20 protein-coding genes are annotated in these 20,266 nt (G+C 50.4%); 2 read left to right on the top strand and 18 right to left on the bottom strand.

What is annotated here, in order from left to right; genetic code table 11:
• Positions 1–25: 25 nt before the first annotated feature.
• The 6 genes from C812_RS17090 to C812_RS21630 form a co-directional block, all read right to left on the bottom strand.
• A complete protein-coding gene (locus C812_RS17090; protein WP_016313910.1) occupies positions 26–1,831 on the bottom strand; it encodes a sugar-binding protein in 1,806 nt (601 codons plus the stop codon).
• A 328-nt stretch (positions 1,832–2,159) separates the two neighbouring features.
• Complete coding sequence (locus C812_RS17095) at positions 2,160–3,620, bottom strand: serine hydrolase (RefSeq protein WP_016313911.1); 1,461 nt, start codon at positions 3,618–3,620, stop codon at positions 2,160–2,162.
• 145 nt (positions 3,621–3,765) lie between these two features.
• Positions 3,766–4,401 carry a response regulator gene (locus C812_RS17100; protein ID WP_016313912.1) on the bottom strand — a complete coding sequence of 212 codons (636 nt, stop codon included), beginning with the start codon at positions 4,399–4,401 and terminating at the stop codon, positions 3,766–3,768.
• Positions 4,402–4,405: 4 nt separating this feature from the next.
• Positions 4,406–5,620, bottom strand: coding sequence for a sensor histidine kinase (locus C812_RS17105; RefSeq protein ID WP_016313913.1), 1,215 nt, complete (start codon positions 5,618–5,620; stop codon positions 4,406–4,408).
• A 228-nt stretch (positions 5,621–5,848) separates the two neighbouring features.
• Positions 5,849–6,646 carry a sensor domain-containing protein gene (locus C812_RS17110; protein WP_016313914.1) on the bottom strand — a complete coding sequence of 266 codons (798 nt, stop codon included), beginning with the start codon at positions 6,644–6,646 and terminating at the stop codon, positions 5,849–5,851.
• Between the two features lie 128 nt (positions 6,647–6,774).
• Entirely contained in the window at positions 6,775–7,287 is a 513-nt protein-coding gene (locus C812_RS21630; RefSeq protein ID WP_016313915.1) for a MarR family transcriptional regulator, read from the bottom strand.
• 128 nt (positions 7,288–7,415) lie between these two features.
• Between C812_RS21630 and C812_RS17120 the strand changes: the two genes are divergently transcribed.
• Positions 7,416–8,159, top strand: a complete 744-nt coding sequence (locus C812_RS17120; protein WP_016313916.1) for an NADPH-dependent oxidoreductase — start codon at positions 7,416–7,418, stop codon at positions 8,157–8,159.
• A gap of 56 nt (positions 8,160–8,215) precedes the next feature.
• Here C812_RS17120 and C812_RS17125 read toward each other — a convergent pair whose 3' ends face one another.
• Genes C812_RS17125 through C812_RS17130 form a run of 4 tightly spaced genes read right to left on the bottom strand, consistent with a single transcriptional unit; the run spans position 8,216 to position 11,963 of the window.
• Positions 8,216–9,358 (bottom strand): enolase C-terminal domain-like protein, encoded by a 1,143-nt coding sequence (locus C812_RS17125; protein ID WP_036625687.1) that lies wholly within the window; start codon positions 9,356–9,358, stop codon positions 8,216–8,218.
• 60 nt (positions 9,359–9,418) lie between these two features.
• The gene (locus tag C812_RS22370) at positions 9,419–9,559 is read right to left on the bottom strand and encodes a hypothetical protein (RefSeq protein WP_016313918.1); all 141 of its coding nucleotides are present in this window, start codon (positions 9,557–9,559) and stop codon (positions 9,419–9,421) included.
• Positions 9,522–9,665: a hypothetical protein gene (locus C812_RS23085; protein WP_016313919.1), complete on the bottom strand. Its 144-nt coding sequence runs from the start codon at positions 9,663–9,665 to the stop codon at positions 9,522–9,524. Before C812_RS23085 ends, C812_RS22370 begins: the two co-directional genes overlap by 38 nt.
• A 30-nt stretch (positions 9,666–9,695) precedes the next feature.
• Positions 9,696–11,963 carry a GH92 family glycosyl hydrolase gene (locus C812_RS17130; RefSeq protein ID WP_016313920.1) on the bottom strand — a complete coding sequence of 756 codons (2,268 nt, stop codon included), beginning with the start codon at positions 11,961–11,963 and terminating at the stop codon, positions 9,696–9,698.
• A gap of 175 nt (positions 11,964–12,138) precedes the next feature.
• On the opposite strand from C812_RS17130, the gene C812_RS17135 reads away from it, so the two are divergent.
• The gene (locus tag C812_RS17135; RefSeq protein WP_016313921.1) at positions 12,139–12,465 is read left to right on the top strand and encodes a hypothetical protein; all 327 of its coding nucleotides are present in this window, start codon (positions 12,139–12,141) and stop codon (positions 12,463–12,465) included.
• Between the two features lie 80 nt (positions 12,466–12,545).
• Here C812_RS17135 and C812_RS17140 read toward each other — a convergent pair whose 3' ends face one another.
• From C812_RS17140 to C812_RS17170, 8 genes are all read right to left on the bottom strand, one after another.
• Positions 12,546–13,151, bottom strand: a complete 606-nt coding sequence (locus tag C812_RS17140; RefSeq protein ID WP_016313922.1) for a response regulator transcription factor — start codon at positions 13,149–13,151, stop codon at positions 12,546–12,548.
• Between the two features lie 6 nt (positions 13,152–13,157).
• Positions 13,158–14,267 carry a sensor histidine kinase gene (locus C812_RS17145; RefSeq protein WP_016313923.1) on the bottom strand — a complete coding sequence of 370 codons (1,110 nt, stop codon included), beginning with the start codon at positions 14,265–14,267 and terminating at the stop codon, positions 13,158–13,160.
• Positions 14,268–14,294: 27 nt separating this feature from the next.
• Positions 14,295–15,449: a DUF418 domain-containing protein gene (locus C812_RS17150; protein ID WP_016313924.1), complete on the bottom strand. Its 1,155-nt coding sequence runs from the start codon at positions 15,447–15,449 to the stop codon at positions 14,295–14,297.
• 197 nt (positions 15,450–15,646) lie between these two features.
• Positions 15,647–15,817, bottom strand: coding sequence for a GyrI-like domain-containing protein (locus C812_RS22895; protein WP_309599147.1), 171 nt, complete (start codon positions 15,815–15,817; stop codon positions 15,647–15,649).
• A gap of 301 nt (positions 15,818–16,118) precedes the next feature.
• Positions 16,119–16,871 carry an iron ABC transporter ATP-binding protein gene (locus C812_RS17155; RefSeq protein ID WP_016313926.1) on the bottom strand — a complete coding sequence of 251 codons (753 nt, stop codon included), beginning with the start codon at positions 16,869–16,871 and terminating at the stop codon, positions 16,119–16,121.
• A complete protein-coding gene (locus C812_RS17160; RefSeq protein WP_016313927.1) occupies positions 16,868–17,932 on the bottom strand; it encodes an iron chelate uptake ABC transporter family permease subunit in 1,065 nt (354 codons plus the stop codon). Before C812_RS17160 ends, C812_RS17155 begins: the two co-directional genes overlap by 4 nt.
• Complete coding sequence (locus C812_RS17165; protein WP_410055528.1) at positions 17,932–18,951, bottom strand: ABC transporter permease; 1,020 nt, start codon at positions 18,949–18,951, stop codon at positions 17,932–17,934. Before C812_RS17165 ends, C812_RS17160 begins: the two co-directional genes overlap by 1 nt.
• A gap of 14 nt (positions 18,952–18,965) precedes the next feature.
• A complete protein-coding gene (locus tag C812_RS17170; RefSeq protein ID WP_016313929.1) occupies positions 18,966–20,012 on the bottom strand; it encodes a siderophore ABC transporter substrate-binding protein in 1,047 nt (348 codons plus the stop codon).
• Positions 20,013–20,266: the final 254 nt, after the last annotated feature.

A 20,266-nucleotide genomic window follows, 5' to 3' on the forward strand; every position in this document is an offset into this window, starting at 1 on the left:
GAACAAGTATGAGGATGTAGGGGGGCTAGTGGAACAGATCTGGCAGAATATCATAAATGTACTGATTCACCCAATGCCAAGCATGCGTACCGCCGTCGCCTACAATGAAATAGAAGTTCCCTTTAGTCGTATCCGATGAGTAGATAAAGGTGTCCGTGAGTTGCTTCATCGCATCAATCTGCGGTTTTAAATTCGGGTAAGCAATATCCAGATTGCCGGTGGCACTGAAAATATAATAATCCTGCGGTTGATAGCCCGCATCTTTCACAACTTTGGCCAGATATTCCGCAGTTTCCTTCGGTTTGCTGCCCCCGGCTCCCTGGCCTAACACCCAACTATCACCGCTTAACGGCAGGTAATACTTAAAGTAGTCAAGCTTATGAATAAAAGTATACCAAGTTGTAACGGATCCCATAGAGAAGCCGCCGAACGCCCGATGCTCCCGGGAAGCCTTCAAATCTTCCGGGCTAGCCGATTGGGCATAGGTATGATATTTGGTCTCTACCAATGGAAGAATGATATTGGTCAATTCCTCGTGGAATAGGGCGGTATCATTCTTCCCGCCATAGAAGGTTGGCGTAACCACAATCAACGGCTCGATATCCCCGTTTGCGATCATATTGTCCAAGATTTTCGCGAGCTCCTTGCTTTGCCCTGGTCCGCCAAAGAGCAGGTCTTCATTTTCCCCGCCGCCGTGCATCAGGTATAGAACATTATATTTCTTCGCGGGATCGGAAGGGTCATAGCCATAAGGAAGATAGACATTCAACTTCTTCTCGTCCATTCCGTTCGTTACATTCGGTGCCAAGTATGTGAGTCTCTCGATGGTGCCTGGTTGATCGCTGGCCATCCGATAGGCATCCGGAACCGGCTTGAAATATTTCTCATTGGCCGCTTCTTCCGTCATTTCCAATTGGTCCACCGCAGCTTGGATCATGGCAATCTGTTCGTCTATCTGTTGTTGGGTGACTTTTTTATCGTTTAACACGTTAGCCGCGACAACCTTCGTGAGAGCTTCCGTAACGACATCGGGGTTTTTATATAGCTTGAAGTCAAGCTTGAGTGTGCTTCGGAACAAGTTGAGAAGATCATAAGGATTTACTCCGCTAATGTCGCCCTTCCCCTTGCCGTTTAGAACCAGTTCCCCGAACTTTCCCGTGTCATTCCAGGCATTGCCTGTGGCATCAAAGACGTTAAGCGTACCCGATCTCGTTGATCCTTTGGCATCGTTGATTTGCAGCTCGAAGCCTACAACCTTGTTGTTTTCGGGTTTGGATTTCAGAGCAATTCGGGCTTCGATTACATATCCGCCGTCCACTCGTTTCGCAGCCGTATAAAACCGCTGCACATCCCCGTTGTCTACCGACTGGTTATTCTCATAATTGACGCGAAAATGCACATCGTCTACACCATATTCCGAGGTCTTGTCATGGTTCTCATCAAGAAACAACTCCAAGGAATCTTGCATGTACGGGTTTACGGAGGCAACGGATAGGTGCGGGTCCTTGACTTCAGCCAGAACATAGAGAGCCTGGTCATCCCATAGCGCTCTTAAAACAGCAGAGGCCTCCACCTCGCCCGACACATGTTGGGGTGACACCGGCTGCGCCTTGCTCCATACCTTATCCACGTTACCATCGATCACAGGCGACCCGAATTTCGCGACCATTCTGCCTTGAGGATCGAATCCGTTCTTGGCTCCCGGATCAGGATGACCTGGACCCGCAGCTGCAGCAGCCTCTGCTCCCGAATAGGAAGCATTCGTTAGCATTAAGGATACACTGATCAACAACATCATCATGGATTGCAGGAATAGCCTAGTTCTTTTCATGAAAGAATCCCCTCCTACGATCTTCATGTTCTCTTGGTTTTGCTCGCGAGTCTCCCATCCATCCCAGCTCTAAACTTGCCATCTGCCTAACCGATTTTCACGACCGCTGAAGTAACACTTCTACCAGGCCGCAATAGAAGCGCTTTCATAATTTCCCTCCTTTAAGTTCATTTAGTTTGTTGCACCCATATTTTAGAAAAAATTACACAGCGGCTACATTCAAAATTCGAACCATCCCTTTCAATTTTCAAACATTTCTAAAAGCAGAGGACAAAACGAACAACGAAGAGAGCTCCCGGCGAAGCCTGGAGCCCTGTCTGATTTCTCTTTATTTCCTGATCGCGATCAATGCGATGAGGCTATACCCTGCCCAGAGAGCCAAAGATATCATAATGGCGAATAAGCCGACGGCCAAATCTTGCGGATACCCGTAAAAACCGATTTGCGTCGGATGCACGGTGATCAGCAAGTACACGATGGGCAGGAGTATGATGATACATAGCACGGTACGGCAAATCGTCCATCCTCTTCGAAATGGCTTCTGTGGATGCTGTAACAAGAAAATCGATCTCACGAGCAAGACCAGCAGGACGATCCCGATGATAACCAGCCCCAAGGAGATCGAACCCAGCAGCCTCCAGAAGGTGATCCCCACATGAACATCGGAGGGCTTCTTCCCTAACAGGATATCAGCAATCCCAAAGGCCAGAGGCTGGCCTATTTCCGGAATAGAATCGCCAATGAGCAGGGATATGCCTACCTTCATCTCGGGAATCATCACAACCATTGCCGTCGAGCCAATACCGTCGCCCGCTTTGTATAGAATCCGGGTCTGATGCCGGCTTCCCTCTTCAAAGCCGCTAATGGAGTAGAAAGACCCGTCGCTCCCCGTAGAAATCTCTCCCTGCTGCGAGGTCTGCAAGGTCTCCGGACGAAGCAACTCCGGACCCTCTCCCAGCATCGCGGCTAGAAACTTGGACAGATCGAGCACATTCGAATAGATCCCGCCTTCCGGGTTCTGACTATGGCCAAAGACCTCCACGTTCGGAGCAGATTTATGCTTCAGTCCAAACAACCACATATACTCACTTGCGACATGGTCCATTTTGGTCGGATCAAATGCGGTGTGGTCCATCCCTAATGGTGCGAAGATATGCTCCTTCATATATTGTTCATAGTCGGTCTGGGTGACCTTCTCAATCACCAATCCCAGCGTATTGTAACAAGTATTGCAGTAAGAAGCCTCGGTACCGGGATCTGCGGTCATGGAGACGGTGCTCAAAGCCCGGACGCTCTTCTCCAAGGAGTTCCGATTTTCCCGTTCATTTTGAAAGATAGACCCATCCGCTTCCAACCGTTGAATTCCGGCCGAATGCGTAAGCAAGTGACGAATCGTCACTTTAGCGGAGCGATCCCGATCTTTATAGGTAAACCAAGGAATGTAGGTGTTCACGGGCGCGTCCAGGTCGATTTGACCTTGCTCTGCTAATTGCAAAATCGCCGCAGCTGTGAATGCCTTCGTGACTGAAGCTGTCGCATAGACGGTTTCCGGCGTAACCGGCTCCTTGGTCTCTACATCCGCAATCCCGATGCCCTTAGCCGCAATGACCTTTCCTTCTTGAGTAATGGCGTACGCCCCGCCGATCACACGGTTATTGTTAAACTGCTCTGTGACATACTCATGGATGATATTTAATGTTGTTTGGCTAATCCCCTTCTCTTGCGCCAAGCTGACCGAAGGAAGCCCGCTCACGAAGAAAATGATGACAAGCAAAAGCAGTTTTCGCATCAAGTTGTTCTACTTCCTTTCCTAACCTATTGATCACATCCTAAGCGTACGGAAAAGATGTCACTGGCGCATAGTGCAGGTTGTCATGATCGTGTCACATGATATGTCATATCTAAAAAAAAGCTCTGGACCAATTCCAGAGCTCTTAAAATAAGCCTTTCGCTTTGTTGATTGCCTCAATCCGGCTATGTACATTTAATTTGCTGTAAATGCTGGAGATGTAGTTCCTTACCGTTCCTTCGGATAAAAATAGCTTCTCGGCGATCATGCTGTTCGTTAATCCATTGGAGAGGCATTTCAGGATCTCCATCTCTCGTTCGGTCAGCGCCTCCCGCTCATTCGCCGGCTGCAGATGCCCGCCCTTCGGGCCGGTGAACAGCAGCTTAGCGACCTCCTGGGAAATCATCGTCTCCCCCCGACTCACGAGGCGAATGGCTGCCGCGAGATCAAGCGGATCAATCGCTTTTAAGATGTACCCTTCCGCGCCGGCTTCCAGAGCGCCTACGACGGAATCTCTGGTTTGCAGCGTTGTCAGCATGATGATTTTGAGGGAAGGCCACTTGGCTTTGGCGAGCCTCGTCGCTTCTAACCCGTCCATGATCGGCATATGGACATCCATCAATACGACATCCGGCTGCACTTGCTCCAATACGGACAACGCCTCTTCCCCGTTCATCGCCGTTCCTACGACTTCGATATCCTCGGTCGCGTTGAGGATGATCTTCAGGCTGTTTAAGATCAGGAGTTGATCTTCGACAAGGACGACTTGAATAGACTTCATATTTTCAACCTGCTTTCAGTGGAATGGTACACGTGAGACTTGTTCCGAAGTTAGCTTTCGAGCTGATCTCCATGGTGCCATTTAGGCCGGTAATCCGCTGGTTCATGGCATTTAATCCGAAGCCGGCCGAGATCTTCTCCTGCCCCGTGCCGTTATCTGCGACTTTCATGGATATCGATTGCGGCGTAAAGGTCAAGCTGACGGTGATTTCGGTGGCCCGCCCATGGCGCTTGGCATTGGTGAGAGCCTCTTGCAGACAACGAATTAATGCGATCCGAATCGACTCGGGGGTGGTGTACGGCTCTTGCTCTTCCCCGGTCACTTCCACTACCACATGTGTTCGGGTGTGCTCGCCAAATTCCGCGGCAATCTCCGCCAAGCTCTTGACCAGTGATTTCTCGTTCTCATACACCGCCATTTGGTGAATGTTCCGCCGGACATCCTCGTAGCCCGTACGTGCGAACTCCACCAGCTCCTTCAACTGCGCCTTGGCTACATCCGGAGCGTGGTCCATTTGGTAATAGACCGCTTCCATCCCTAGGATGGTCGACGTAAACGTATGCCCCACCGTGTCATGCAGCTCGCTGGCGATCCGGTTCCTTTCCTCGACAATCGTAAGCTGTTTGATTTGCTTCGAGTACAGCTCTAAGGTCTGGTTCTGATCCTGAATGATCTGAACCATTTCCTTCATCCGGGTATGACCCGTGATCATCGCGCGCAAGCAAATACCGATGATGAACATCACGGTATTATCCAGCATTTCGTTGGCAATCATCTTGAGCGGATAGTCATAGATCCAGCCTGCCAGTAAAGGAATCACGATCACGGTTGGCAGGTAGTACCACGCATATTTTTTGCGAAAACTAAAGTACCCCACGGTAAACACAGGCAAATTATACAAATCGAATACCCCGGGTTCTCCAGCGAAGTACAGAACCAGCGGTCCCATCAGGACCAGTTCAATCAACGGGCTGTAAGGTTTTAGTTTCTTGGAAAAATAAAACACGAGCGGAATCAGATAACTTGCCGTTAACCATAAAGCCACCAGCGCAAGCGCACCTGTCGTCAACAAGGGATTGGAGGCCTCGATGATTTGTTCTGGGTTGACGCGTAAATCTCTTAACGCCAGGATTAACCAGGAGGTGCGTACGGCGAGAAACACAAGATCAAACCAATGCCACTTCCCCTTCACGATCTTCTTCCATGCAGTCTGTCTCAATCTTCAGCCACCCTTTGTATGCCAGTCTATCCCGTTGCTTCAAATTTGCTAGATCTTAAGATCAATATATAGCAGTCGCTTATAAATAGCATCATTACAAATTGGAATCTCAAGCAGAAATCCTTAGCCCTGTAAATTCTTGTGGAAAAAATAAAAGGAAGAGCCGGATAAACCGACCCTTCCTTGATCGTACTGCCGTTTTATTGGACTTAATATCACCATTACTTCTTAAGCAAGCCACACTTTCTCAGTTTCAGGATGCTCGGGAAGATCATCCTCAAATTGCGGAATCACCGGTGTATGGAATGGGTGTGAAGCTGGAGCTGGAGCCGACGGCTCAGGTGCCGGCTGCAAATAAGCTTCGTCTACATACATGATTCTGCGCTGAACCTGCATCAGCCCATTCACGACGCGAAGCGCTACCCAGAACAAGAAGAGCCCTACGCCCACATATAGCAGGTATTGTTGATTATAGGTCCAGTTGAGATGAAAGTAAGTAAACAGGTTATTTTCCAAAATATCCAGCTGATATTCATTCATCAGAACGATGTGCACCACAGGGAGCGCAATAAAGCCAATGCCCAGGGCAAGCGCAACGATCATCACCGCAAAGAATACGATGCCGGTGACCAAACGAAGCACGACCAACATCAAGTTGCGGAAGAACAGTTCCCCGTCAAATCCTTTGACCATACGCATGAACCAATTCGTGCCGGCTTCTGCCGAGGGTTGCTTCGGAGCTGCTGCAGGCGGAACCGGCAACCCCAATATATGCCGAATCAGACCTTGCTCAAAGCTCACAATGCCGTTTATCAACTTCGCCATTCCAAAAAACATCGGGATTCCGATAAATACCGGAGTCAACGCAATGGAAATGGCAAGCCCGGTGATCGCCAGCGTGAAATAAATAATCCCTAACGGGAGAGCTAACAGCAAATAGAGCATCGTTGCATAGGTTTTGGGATTAAACAGCGCCCAATTCACCTTCCCCGCTTTCGCCACATTTGTCGCTTCAACTGCCTTCACGTTTAAACACTCCTTTGACTCCTTCAGTCACGTACCAAATGTATAAGCTCATTATAACGACCCTGCTGGCGTGACATAACCGTCTTAGGTGGTGTTTGAAACTAGACTTTAGGCTAGGACAAGCCCCGTCATTCCTCCGGGTGCGGCGGCTCCGACACCAAGCCGGCCAGCTTCTCCAGGAAATCGGCAACAATCTCTAAGGACGCCATATCGTAACTCTTAAACAGCTCCTGCCCTCGATGCTCTTGCGCTTGGTGAAATACCTGATGCATTTCGGCAAGTTCGGTGCCAAGCGGCGTGACGGAAAAGTAGATTTCTTTTAGATTATCCGGAAGCTGCGTTTTCTGAATCAATCCTTGATCCAGCAGCTTACGCGTAATTTTCGAGACTGCGCCCTTCGTCATTCCCATCTCGCGGGAGATATCCACCCCTTTGATGCTTCCATGCGTAAAGATCACATCCAACACGTGCAAGCTGGAGATCGAGAGGTGAGGAAGCAGCTTCTTGAGCCTATCGTCGGAAATACGCTCCATCATCCACAGCCGATCCTGATCTTCGTCAGCTTCACGAATCAGAATTCGGTACATGGACTGTTCAATTCGATGTTTAAGGTGAAGCAAATCGTCATTTAGATCGGGCATATGATAAGCCTGCCTTTTTTCTTTTTATTATAACATGGTTTCCGAAGAAACTATTTGACGAAATCGATCCATCCTGTTAATATAGTTTCCGTGGAAACCATAAGAAATGATGAATGGGAGGAAATCATATGAACGAAGTTCTGCAAGTCATCGGCCAACACCGCTCGATTCGCAAGTTTCAGAATATCCCGCTCACCAAAGAACAAATCGGAGCGATCGTGGATGCCGCACAAATGGCTCCATCCTCTGCACATATGCAGCCCTACTCCATTGTTGGTATCACCAACCCTGAACTACGAAGCAAGATCGCAAAGCGTTCCAACAATCCTTGGATTGAGGAATGCGGCTACTTTTTCGTGTTTTGCGCCGATCTCTATCGAATCAAGCTAGCCGCCGACCCCGCCGATCAGGAGAACATCAGCCGTAACCTGAGCTACTCGTATTTTTACCAAACCGCGGTGTTCTGTGCTGCGCTGGCTGTACAAAATGCCAATGTGGCGGCCGAATCCATGGGACTTGGAGCCGTCATGATCGGCGGAATCAACGAGGCGCTGCCTGACCTTGACGAATGGCTAGGTCTGCCGGAGTTCGTTCTGCCTTTGGTTGGCCTGGCGGTGGGTGTTCCCGACGAGTCCCCCGAGCAGAAGCCGCGTCTGCCGCGTAGTGCGGTATTTTTCGAGAACCAGTACAACCCGGATCTCAAAGAGCAAATCGAGAGCTATGACCGGGAGATCGGGGAATATTACGGCGCACGCACGAGCAACAAGCAAAAAGCCAGCTGGTCCGGCAAATTGGTGTCCATCCTGAAACAGGATCTACCGCTCGGCGGGTACACGGAGTACGTGAAGAGCAAGGGGTTTGATTTGAGATAGCCATAAAATAACCATCGGCCAGAAATCCCTGACCGATGGTTTGTCATCCGTTGAGCTTATACTGTCCAGCCGCTTTCCCGTACTTTCCCTTCATAATAGGCCTCGTCAAGGTGTAAACCAAACCCTGGTGCCGAGGGAAGAGTGACAACACCGTCGCGAATCACGTAACCCGATGTGTCGATGCCCGGGATTTGTGCCTCATCCCACTCGACGGACATGAATCCCGGAATTGCTGGGTAAGCCTGCGCGGAAGCAAAATTACCGTAGAATACGCCGTAATGGTGCGGTGCCGCGTGAACCCCGCTTCGGGCCAGACGCTCCCCGAGCTTGATCCACTTCACAATGCCGTAATCCAATAAGTCATACTGAATCGCGTCGATCAACCCTTGCTCGGCCCAGTCTACGATGGGCTGTGCCGCGTGACCTTCGCCATCGGTAATGAGCACATTCAGCTGCTGTTCGCGCATCCAGTCCTTCAGGTTGCGATACAGACTATCGTCCTCATGAAACGCCTCTTCGATCCAGGACAACTGGGAGGAGGCCGTCTCTGTCAGCACACGCTTGGTCAGGTTCAAGTTGTAACCATTGTTGGCGTCAATCATCAGCTTGCATTCGGGACCGACCGCCTCCCGAATCCCGTTGACGATGGCGATGTCGCGTTTGGTTCCTTCTTCTAAATCCATATGCATGGCTCCGCGTCCCACCTTGATTTTGAAAGCGCGGAAGCCTTCATTGTAGCCTTGCATCGCTTCCTCCTGCAGCAGACGTACCGCATCGCGCTCGGAGCTTAAATGCAAATCGTCAAAATAAAGGGAAGTATCATAGCAGGGCACCTTCAGCGGAGAAATCGCCAACCCCCCTGTTAATAGTTCATAAACAGGTTGATTGCGGACCTTGCCCAACCAATCAAAGAGCGGGAATTGCAGGTTGAGGAAGCGGTCGTGAATCCACTGCTCCTCGGAGAAGATCTCCCGAACCGGAGTCCCTATCAGAGCGGCTGCCTGTTCACGGGTAATTCTTGACCAACCGAAGCCGGTCATGCCCCCAATCGTGATGCGTACTAAGGGAAAACGGACTTCCTTGCCGTGTACTCCCAGCCGTGCATTGCAGCCCGCCAACCGGCGGCGTTCCCCCTTCATCTGCACGTGCTCGATGCGTTGGATACGCCAACTTTCATCTAGATAGGTTAATAGGTTCATCCTATTCAACCCCTTTCTCCTCTTTGTAGAATCAAACTCCGGCCTACGCTGAAACCGTTCTCAATTCATTGGTTGAACTAACTTCACAAATCGCAGGGCATCCCCCATGGCCCCTGCCAGATACTTCACCTTGTCGCTGGGCGAGTACATCAGCACCGCTTTGTCATGCAGTCGGAAGGCGTTGCGTTGGGACACTCCCACAGGCTTTCCTCTCCCGTATGACCCCTTCGTAATAGATCAGTCCATTCGGATCGTTCATCCAATTGGCCGGCGGAGTAAAATGGTAAATCGGCTTACCTACGGTCATGCCGCATTCCTCCTTCACAGGACAGGACTCCTAAAGCGACGTCATCGAAGGCGGCGCATCCTCCGGGGCGCTTCCCCAAGCCTTGTTCGGCCGCGGCCCCATTTCCAGCACAAGTCGCCCGCCATTCATCAGGTCCTGATGACTGATCCAAGGCCGCGAATACGGCTGCCCGTTCAAGAGAGCGGATTGGATGTATTTGTTCCCCTTGGAAACATTACGCGCTTCAATGACAAACGTCCGGCCTTCGCCAACATGCAGTGTCGTCTTCTCGAAGATCGGGCTGCCGATATCATAGACAGGCCGCCCCGGGCATACCGGATAGAAGCCCATCGCGCTAAAAACATACCAGGACGACAGCGAACCGATGTCATCGTCTCCGCACAAGCCTGCCGGCCCGTCGTGATACATCAGGTATTGGATGTCGCGGACGCGCCGCTGGGTTTTCCAAGGAGCTCCCGCATAATTGTACAGGTACGGGATATGAAAGCTGGGCTCATTGCCATGGGCATACATCCCGATCAGCCCCGACATATCCGGGAACTGTCCGAGGAACCACGGCTTCTCCATCGTATATTGCTCCGTAAACAACGCGTCGAGCTTCTGCACGAAGGCCTCTCTGCCGCCCATCAGCCGAATTAACCCCTCTACATCGTGCTGTACATGGAACGTATAGATCCAACTGTTCACTTCGGCAAAATACCCCTCCCCGGCAAATCCGCCGGAGAGCTTCGGATCAAACGGTTCGACCCATTCCCCTTCCGCTGTCTTCGGCGCCATCAGGCCAAGGTCTGGGCGGAACAGATGGCGGTAGTTGCCTGCGCGTTGAAGGAACAACTCGGCTTCCTTGTCACGCCCCAGCTTGCGGGCCACTTGAGCGACGCACCAATCGTCATAAGCTCGCTCCAGCGTCACGGACACCGATTGCCGGCGATGCCAAGAGTCGACCTCGGTCACCCATTCATCCACGCCCACCTCAGGCACCCAGGTGATTTGATTCGGCATCTTCTCCATGACGAGATTCCAGAGATTTTTTCTCCACGCGTCCGGATCAGCGACCTTCGCATCCTCCCTCACCGGAAGTGCAGGGAACCAGCCCTTTTCGTAGTACACTTGATCCAACTCCGTTGCCGGCACCGTTCGCCAAGGGATCAGGGACATTTCCGTGGCATCCTTCAGCATTCCTTCAAAAGCCTTCTCCAGCTGGATATCATCCAGACCTTTCGCACAGGCATCAGCTATCAGCGAAGCGGCATGATGACCGATCATCACCGCATGATCTCCGCCCGGATGAGGGAATTTCGGCAGCAACCCGCCTTGTTCGTACATGCGGACCAACGAATACACCATATCTTCGAAGACGCGGGGCTCGATAATGCTTTGCAGCGGTCGGGCGCAGCGGTACGTATCCCACAGCTGGTCGTGCGTGTAGAAATCCCGTCCTTCTGTAGAGTGGACCTTGCCATCAAACCCGCTGTAATATTGACCGTCTTCCGTAATGTTCCGCATCCGTTGCAGGGTACGGTACATCGCTGTATAGAAAATCGTCCGCTCTTCCTCCGTCCCGCCTTCCACCTCAATTGCGGAAAGCGCGCGGTTCCAAGCGTCCCGGGCACGGAAAACGGCAGCTTCGAAGTCCCAATCCGGCAGCTCCTGCTGTCGGTTCTTCCGGGCTTGCTCCAAGCTGATGTAAGAGATCCCTACCTTGAACTCTATCGTTTCTTCCTTCTGCTGCGGATCGTAGGTGAAATAGAGTTTGGAGCTGTTTTCGATCACGCCAAACGAGGACGCGGCCTCTTTCATCTCTAAGCTAAAATAGCAAACATATCCTTGATTCGTGCGCTCTCCTTCGACGACGCGTCCATCGTGCTTGTGAACCTGCGTTGTCTCACCGCCGTCGACGATGACATGGGCCGTCCCAGCAGAATGTAAGCGAAAATAAGCACTGCGCTGAGCGGTAGTCATCTCGGCATCGATCTCATGATCCTCCAGGAAGACGCGATACTTAAAGGGCCGGGTCTCCTCCAAATCATGATCGAAGGTCGAGGCATGCTCCTTCCGCCGATCGGACAAAGGTCTGCTGGAGGCTGTTACCGTTGCCGGTCCGAAGGAAAATCCATAGATTTTGTCCGCCAAATACTTGTCCCCGATGCCCGGCGTGGTAACCGGATCGACCTCCATCATCCCATGAGGAAGCTGCACGGTTGGAGACGTGGACCATGTTTTGTAAGACAACGTACCGATATTCGTATTGACGTAGGATGCCCAGTCCCGATCCGTACAGGCGGTTGTGTTCTTCAAACTGATCCCTCCCATAATGATAGTTCTATTTTAATTATATATAATATATTCATCATGACATATAGTACAGTGATTTTTACGTGATTGGGAAAACTCTTTTTCTCATTCCACCCGAAATTCTCCTCTGCTAGAATAGAAGAAAGAGATGACATGAAATGGAGACCAGGAATTCTACATGAAACGTAACTTATCGAATTGGTTTAGGCCAACGGATCAGCGGACTTTCACTCAGCAGAAGTGGTTATTAAATACGGTGATGATCATCGGGGGATTTCTCGTTGGGGCTGGGGTAGCCGACAGCTTATTAGCGGTTAACCACCTGAATGTCGACCAACTGGCCCGAGGGTTGACCATTTTCAGTGCGGGGCTGACCATTATCGTCCTTGTGATCAACACCAAGTCGCAAAGAGCGGCCGAACAAGTGCAGCTTGAGACCCAGCTTCAATTAAAGCGGATCGAGCAGCAGCTTGAGGAGATTCGCAGCCGGATTTCACAAGAATAAAAAAAGAAGACCTTATCGTTGAACGATAAGGTCTACAATAGTATTAGACCGAGACTATAACGAAGGTCTCCTGCCTTCGCCTAAATCCAGCCTTGCTCCCTCGCCCGCTCCGTGGCCTGCTGCCGGGTCTCCACCCCGAGCTTTTGAATCGCCAGGGATAAGTAGTTTCGGACCGTTCCTTCCGTCAAAAACAACGTCTCCGCAATTTCCCGAGTTGACCGTCCGGCATGCGATAACCGCAGCACCTCAGTCTCCCGTTCGGTCAGCGGATTGTCCTCTCTAAGAAACAGCACCTCCGCCAGGTCCTTGCTAATCACGCGCTCACCGGCTATCACTCTGCGGATGGCATCGATCAGAAACTCGATGGGCTCATCCTTTAGCAGATACCCCTCTAATTTGAGGTCCATCGCTTTCTGTAAATACCCCGGACGGGCAAAGGTGGTCACGATTATCACTTTCCCCGGATTTCCGGACCGTTTAAGCCGCTCGGCAACCTCCAACCCCGTCAGCCCCGGAATTTCAATATCCAGCAAGCACACGTCAGGCTCCAGGCGCACAATCGCCTCCCATGCGGCTTCTCCGTCCTCCGCTTCGGCGACAACCTCGATATCCTCTTCAAAAGACAACAGCGATTTAAAAGCCCCGCGCAGCATTTGTTGATCCTCGGCAATGACAATTCGGATCATCCGTCTTCACCCCCTATTTCCCATGAGCGGTACAATAAACGTAATGGATATCCCTTGCTCCGGGCGCTGCTTCATTTCAACTTCACCTTGCAGCATCGCCATGCGCTCCTGGAATGACTGCACGCCGTTACCTTTTCCCGGCTCCAGCTGACCATTCCCGTTATCGCTCACTTCAAGATAAAGTCGCTGATCCCGCTCGTATCGGGTGATCATGCATTCGCTAGCCCCGCTATGCTTGATGATGTTCGTGACCGCCTCTCGGACGGATAACGCTAGCATCGTTTCCGCCACCGGGGATAGAGGGGTTAACGGCGTCTCATTTGAAACAAGCAACCGAATCCCTACCTTTTGCAAAAGATCCCCCGCCAGCTCGATCTCCTTCTCCAGCGGAACATACTTCATTCCGGTCACCAGCTCCCGCACCTGCTTTAAAGCGTGTCTGGAGGTGTTCACGATATCTCGCAGCTCCTCCTTGGCTTGATCAGGGTGTTGATCCACTAACCGGATGGTCAGCTCGCTTTTCATCTTAATCATCGTCAAGGTTTGCCCTAACGTGTCATGAAGATCCCGGGCGATCCGGTTTCGCTCCTCCTCTTGAATATATCGTTCCAGCTGAGCATTCGCGAGATTGAGCTTCTCCTTCAGCGCCTTATTTCCCTCTCGAACCTGAAGGATGGGAGGGACCGCCAGTTGAATAATCATCACCGGAAAATAAACCGTCCGAAAGACTCCCGCCGGCTCCCCTTCATGGATCCAACCGGCCAGAATGAACATCGCGGCAATGCCGACCATACCAATGCCGATGACCCGCTTGCGATCCGCCCTTCCCAAAAAATCCGCAAACACGAAGCCATACAGCAAAGCCCCCATCCCTTCATAGATGCTCAGCGCGAGAATGAGCAGGAAGCCAACGTAGCTACCTAGGAGCATCCACCAGCGGCGATGCCACAGACAGACATAATAGACAGCAAGGAACAGGAAGAGAAACCCGATTTTGACGAAGATCGGATAGGGAACGTCCAGCACCAGCACGCGGTACATTAGAAATACAATAATAATAACGTCCAGCAGTAAAAATTTCTCAATTTGATCCTCAGGGTACAGCTTCCGAAACAACGGGCATCCTCACCTTATACTTGACCCTCAAGCGGCCTGCTTGCCCGCGAGGTTCGTCATCCACCTTCTCGCTGATTCCATCGGCCCGAATCGGAACCGCTTAGACCACAGCGAGGCAAAGACGATTTGGAAACTGGAGATGGCCATCCAGATAAGAACGGTAGTAAATGCATCTACCTTGCCTCCCAAGCCCAAACCCCATCCATAAAAAATAAGGGAAGCGGTGATATTTTGCAAGACATAGCAGCTCAGCGACATCCGCCCCACCAGCTCCAGCCGATTCCACAGCCACAGCCCTTCGTAACGTTCAACCAGCTTCGCGATGAGTGCGAGATACCCCAGCGAGAGAATCGGCGCAAATAAGTACCGTACCGAGAAATCCAGATACCCGCCGGGGATAAATATCAGCAAATTCAGCGGAATCCCTATCGCCAAGCCCAGCTTCAACAGCTTACCACGGTGCTGTCGCCCCTGCTCATCCGGAGCAAACACCCCGGATCGCATCATCCGAATGCCCAGCAAGAACAGAAACAGGTTCATAGGAATGACAAACACCGCTTCCAAACGGAGCGCCCAAAAATTCACCAGCCGATCCTGAACCTGCTGGAACCAACTGCCGCCGCCATATAACGCCCTCGTCTCACTCATATCTCCCATCGAGAAATGCACCCCGGAAAGTCCAAGATATATCCCGAAGCCTAGAATCAGCAGCATGATTGCTCCATGGACCCCGCCGAAAATCCACATCCCTCGCCGGATCGCCTGATCCCCGCCTTTGACGATAAATGCGGCGATGATCGCCGCGAACCCGTAGCTCATCAAAATGTCATACTCCATCACCAGCGTAAAATGCAGAAATCCTTCCGTCATCAGGATTAACGACGTCCAAAGGTACATGCCCGGCCAGGCGTTCCCCCGTTTCAAGGCTTGGCGATACTTCATCTCCAACCCAACGCCAAACATCATCGTCAACAAGCCCAGCAGCTTGCCGCTGACCAAGAACAACACAAAGACGCGCACGAAGTCCGGGAACGACGCCCACCACGCCGCATCATAAAAAGTAAAGACATAATTGACGTCTCCCAATTGCGCAAATATCCAGATATTCGTCCCCAGCGTCCCCAACACGGCGAACCCTCTCAGAATATCGAGCAAGCGAATTCTCCCGCCGCGATTCTCCATCCCTTTCCCGTCCTTTCGTTTCTCTTGGTAGCTTCATTCTACCTTTGAACACCGGGGCGGCGGAATTCACAGTTGTCAGGAGATTGGGATGACAGTGTCATGTGATCACTTTTATAGGGCTCAAGGCTGCAGATCAGCCTCGTCCAATGTACTTGATTCTCCGTTGAATCTGAATCAAGCCTTCTGATAGTACAATTTCACTTTACGGCAGGCCAGATTTCATTCTTGGAATTCGGACTATAGAGATCTTGACTGATATAAGCCTCAATAGTCGGGAGTTCAGCAGGCACATACCCATTTGAAGGCAGCCATTCCGAATAAATTTGTCTGTAGGTATTTACAAATGCGGTTGGGACAGGTCCCTGGATTGTAGTTTTCCGATCCCTTTTCGGGCTTCACTCGGAGTAACACCATGCTGTCTGTGCTGATTAATTCTTGTGCCGCCAGCGTTAGCCGACGCCGCCGAATATAATCACCAACCGTGATATCGGTCAGGATCAAGAACGTGAGCTTCCATATAATCAATCGCCTTCTGCAATGATTCAACCAATGCCAATTTAGCTCAATCAAGGGGCTCTCCTTGGTTCAAAAGACACCAAAAAGGCGAGCCCAGGACAACCTGAAACTCGCCTCGTACAGCTTTATGCTCTTAACTGATCTCCCGCTCACCTAATAAACTGCGATCGGACCATAAGGTCCTTCGATAATTTCAATTTTCGTTTCGAAAATGTCCGACAAAATTTCAGGCTTCATAATCTCTTGAACCGTTCCGAATGCGGCAATTTGTCCATTCTTCATCGCGCAGATGCGATCGGAATACTTGGCGGCGAAGTTGATGTCATGCATGACGGTAAGAATGGTTCGGCCAAACTCATTCGCGGCGATCTTCAGATGCTCCATCATCTGTACCGAACGGGCAATGTCCAAGTTGTTGAGCGGTTCATCTAACAGCACGTACTCGGTTTCCTGGCAGAGCACCATGGCTACATAGGCTCTTTGTCTCTGCCCGCCTGAAAGCTCATCCAAAAACCGATGCTCGAGGTCCGTCAGTTTAAGAAAATCAATATACTTCGAAATGATGACTTCATCTTCCTTGGTTAATCTTCCCTTGGAATAGGGAAATCTACCGAACCCCACGAGCTGTCTGACGGTAAGTCTAGTAACGAAATGATTCTCTTGGCGCAAGATCGTGAGGATCTTTGCCAGATCATCGGATTTCGAGGTTGTCACATTCATATTGGCGACGGTAATTTGCCCTTCATCCATGTTCAGCAACCTGCCGATCATCAGAAGCGTCGTCGACTTCCCCGCCCCGTTCGGACCAATTAAGGAAGTGACCCCGGCTTTCGGAATATCGATGTTTAAGGGCCCGATTTTAACCTCTTCCCCGTACCATTTTCTAGCGTTCTGAATACTTATCATAGCGACCTCTTCCTTAAGATTACGATAAGAAATGTAAGTCCACCAAACAGCTCAATAATGACCCCTACGACTGTTTGCGCATGAAACACGTGATATAACAAGAAATACGCAGAAGTGAGAATGCAAAACCCGATAGCAAAAGCCATAGGAAAAACATATCTGTGATCATACGTGGGTGCCGCTTGGTAACTCAGCATCGCCACTAAAAATCCAAAAAAGGTCAGCGGACCAAGCAATGAAGTTGATATCGCCATCAAGACAGCGACTAAGACCAGCGTAAAGATGATCCCCTTCTGATAGTTCACGCCGAAGGTCGTGGCCACATCTTTGCCTAGCGCCAGGACATTTAATTTTCTAGAGAAGAAGAACAAACCTAAGGCCGTAAGGAGCACCAGCGGAATGACGATCGGAAAATATTCCGAATCCGCATTATTGACCGAGCCGATCAGCCTGGACTGCAGCAGGTCAAACTCCGATGGGGCCAGCATCCGTCTCATAAAGCCTGAAACGGAATTGAGACCTGCCCCAATAATGATGCCAATGAGAAGCATCAGCTGCAGATTGCCATACTTCCCGGACAGCAGCCATCCATACAAGATTAAGCTCAACAGAACCATCAGCGAAACCTGAAGGAAGAACGCGCCTTGGCCCGTGAAGCTCACAAGCGCCCCCGCTCCGAAGAAGAATAACGTACCGGTCTGGATCGCTGAATACAGGGATTCATAACCGAGTAGAGACGGGGTAATCATCCGGTTATTCGTTACCGACTGAAACGCAACGGTGGAGAAGCTATGGCACAATGCAGCAATGAACATGGCGACAATGGCTACAAGCCGTCTCTTGACCACCGGAACGAAGGACGGCGAATCCACCGGGACGGGATTGTTATAAAGCAACAACCCCAATGCCGCAAGCAGACCCACACCAAGGAACGACACGAGTAAAATCCAGTAGCGTTTCGCTTCCTTCTTGGTTCGAAATGCGCTGGCAGATCTAGCACGAGGGCTGACATTAGAATCGCGGTTTGTACTGAGTTGAGAATCCACAGTTAAGGTCTTCATCACAGCCTCCTGCTTCTTCGTTGTCTGAGCAAAATGAGGATGAAAACGACCGCGCCTACGGTCCCTAGAATTAAGGAGACCGGCACTTCGAATGGCATGATGATCACCCTCGATACGATATCGCACAGCATGATCGTCCCCATCCCCATGACACATACCCAAGGGAGATTGCTGCGAAGATCATCGCCGCGAATCATAGATATGATGTTCGGGACAATCAATCCTAGGAAAGGAAGATTGCCAATGACCGAGGCGACAATCCCCACAGCAACCGCAATGAGTAAATTCGCCAATAGAATCAGTCGCTTGTAATTCACACCTAAAGCAGTGGCTACGTCTTCTCCCAATCCAGCTAACGTTAGACGATTGGCATATAGAAAAATGAAGAACGTGACAAGGAGGATAATCCACAAATATTCATAACGACCGGCTTGAACCGGAGCGAAGGATCCGATGAACCAGCCTTCAATCACCTGAGACATGTTAAAGAAGAGCGACATAAAGGTAGACAATGCTGAGATGACCGCCCCCAGCATTAATCCAATGATCGGAACGATCAGAGAAGAGCGAAGTCGAACGCTTCTCAGGAAGAAGAAGAACACCATCGTTCCAACGAATGAGAAAATAATGGCCCCCGTCATCCGTACAACTAAGGATGGGCTAGGGATGAGCAAGTAGACTGTAAGCAGACCTAAACCCGCCCACTCGGTGGTTCCGATGGTGGTTGGCTCGACCATTTTGTTCTGGGTCATCAGCTGCATGATCAGCCCGGTCATGGCCATCGCCGCCCCGGTCAGCATTAAAGCTACCGTTCTTGGAATCCGCGTGATGAAGAACATATCCCAGCCGTCTTCTCGACCGAAGATATCATACACCCCTGTAAACAGAGAGATGATACCTAAAGTAATCACGCCGAGGATGGCAAGTAGGAATGGAAACGTCCATATCTTTTTAGGCTTGGAAAGCTGAGGTTGAGAGATCGTCTCAACCTCAGCGATAACATTCTCGGGCACAATCATGTACTCCTTTGATTTTACTTCTTCAGAGCTGTAGCAATGTCTTTGAAAATTTCAATGAACGTTTGGATCGATTCATTGGTATAGGTGTCCGTAGGAGCGTATACAATTTGTCCTTTAGATACGGCGGTCGTATTTTGAAGTGCGGGAGCGTTGTTAATGACGTCTTGGGCAGGAACACTCTCTTCACCGCTGGATGTTGCGGCGTCGCGATCCAGGACGAACATCCAATCCGGATTGCTTTGGGCAATCGCTTCTACAGAAACTTCATCTCCTTGGTGGTCCGTCGTTGCGTTCGCAACTTCCAGAGCTGGAACCCAACCAAAGATATCATACAGCGGCCCCCATACGCGGCCAGTCGATGGAGCAGCGAAACCGATGTTCCCCCCCGAGACAATAACGCTCATGACTTTGTCTGTTCCATTGTAAGCGGCTTTCGCGTCAGCCAGCGCCTGATCGAATTCGGCGACCAGTTGAGCCGCTTCTTCATTCTTATCGAAGATTTCACCAAACTTCGTGGTAATCTCTTTGAAGCCGTTAACCAGATTGTCACCTGGCGTACCGTTCTCACCGGATACGTCCACGTTCACATCAATCACGGCGGCGTTCGGAACAAGCTTCTTAATATCTTCGTAGAAGCTGGAGAACCGTTGACCTACAATAACCAGATCCGGATTCACCGCAGCGATGATTTCCAGGTTCGGCTCTCTGTGGTTCCCGATGTCTTGCACCGATTCATCGGCAACATAAGGGGAATCCTTTGGCATTACGCCTTTTGGTACAGCCGCAAGCTTAACCCCCCAATCCGCGAGAGTTTCAAACGTTCTGTTATCCAAAGCAACGACATTCTGCGGGTTCACCGGAACCGTTACCGTACCATGGCTGTCCGTAAACTCCACGGTCGTTGGTTTTGCGGCATCCGTCGATTCAGTGTCAGTTGCAGCCGAAGCGTTGCTGTTGCTAGCGTTCGCACTACTTTCCCCAGCTGTGTTGGTGTTAGAAGAACATGCAGCTAACGCCAACACCAAGATTATCATCATGATACTCATTGTGAATCTTTTCATTTGTATGACCTCTCCTTTAATTCAAATTTATATAAACCGAATGATGAACTAAATCCGTATGTACCTTGTTCCATCCTTCATGAATCCACTCCCTTACATCGCAAGTGATCACCAATTGATAATAATTATCATTATCATCGAGTGTAATTCTAACATCATGTTAAATTAATATCAATACAGAAATTCAAATTTTTTTGCATTTTAAAATTAGAGAATTTTGAAGTCTACGAACCAGAGATAAGAAAAAAAGCCCA

It is taken from the genome of Paenibacillus barengoltzii G22 (assembly GCF_000403375.2).
Classification (GTDB): domain Bacteria; phylum Bacillota; class Bacilli; order Paenibacillales; family Paenibacillaceae; genus Fontibacillus; species Fontibacillus barengoltzii.

Excerpts from the sequence above, each read along its gene's own strand:
- C812_RS17090 (WP_016313910.1), bottom strand. The coding sequence starts at position 1,831 with ATGAAAAGAACTAGGCTATTCCTGCAATCCATGATGATGTTGTTGATC.
- C812_RS17095 (WP_016313911.1), bottom strand. The coding sequence starts at position 3,620 with ATGCGAAAACTGCTTTTGCTTGTCATCATTTTCTTCGTGAGCGGGCTT.
- C812_RS17100 (WP_016313912.1), bottom strand. The coding sequence starts at position 4,401 with ATGAAGTCTATTCAAGTCGTCCTTGTCGAAGATCAACTCCTGATCTTA.
- C812_RS21630 (WP_016313915.1), bottom strand. The coding sequence starts at position 7,287 with ATGCCCGATCTAAATGACGATTTGCTTCACCTTAAACATCGAATTGAA.
- C812_RS17120 (WP_016313916.1), top strand. The coding sequence starts at position 7,416 with ATGAACGAAGTTCTGCAAGTCATCGGCCAACACCGCTCGATTCGCAAG.
- C812_RS17125 (WP_036625687.1), bottom strand. The coding sequence starts at position 9,358 with ATGAACCTATTAACCTATCTAGATGAAAGTTGGCGTATCCAACGCATC.
- C812_RS23085 (WP_016313919.1), bottom strand. The coding sequence starts at position 9,665 with ATGACCGTAGGTAAGCCGATTTACCATTTTACTCCGCCGGCCAATTGG.
- C812_RS17135 (WP_016313921.1), top strand. The coding sequence starts at position 12,139 with ATGAAACGTAACTTATCGAATTGGTTTAGGCCAACGGATCAGCGGACT.
- C812_RS17140 (WP_016313922.1), bottom strand. The coding sequence starts at position 13,151 with ATGATCCGAATTGTCATTGCCGAGGATCAACAAATGCTGCGCGGGGCT.
- C812_RS17150 (WP_016313924.1), bottom strand. The coding sequence starts at position 15,449 with ATGGAGAATCGCGGCGGGAGAATTCGCTTGCTCGATATTCTGAGAGGG.
- C812_RS17155 (WP_016313926.1), bottom strand. The coding sequence starts at position 16,871 with ATGATAAGTATTCAGAACGCTAGAAAATGGTACGGGGAAGAGGTTAAA.
- C812_RS17160 (WP_016313927.1), bottom strand. The coding sequence starts at position 17,932 with ATGAAGACCTTAACTGTGGATTCTCAACTCAGTACAAACCGCGATTCT.
- C812_RS17165 (WP_410055528.1), bottom strand. The coding sequence starts at position 18,951 with ATGATTGTGCCCGAGAATGTTATCGCTGAGGTTGAGACGATCTCTCAA.
- C812_RS17170 (WP_016313929.1), bottom strand. The coding sequence starts at position 20,012 with ATGAAAAGATTCACAATGAGTATCATGATGATAATCTTGGTGTTGGCG.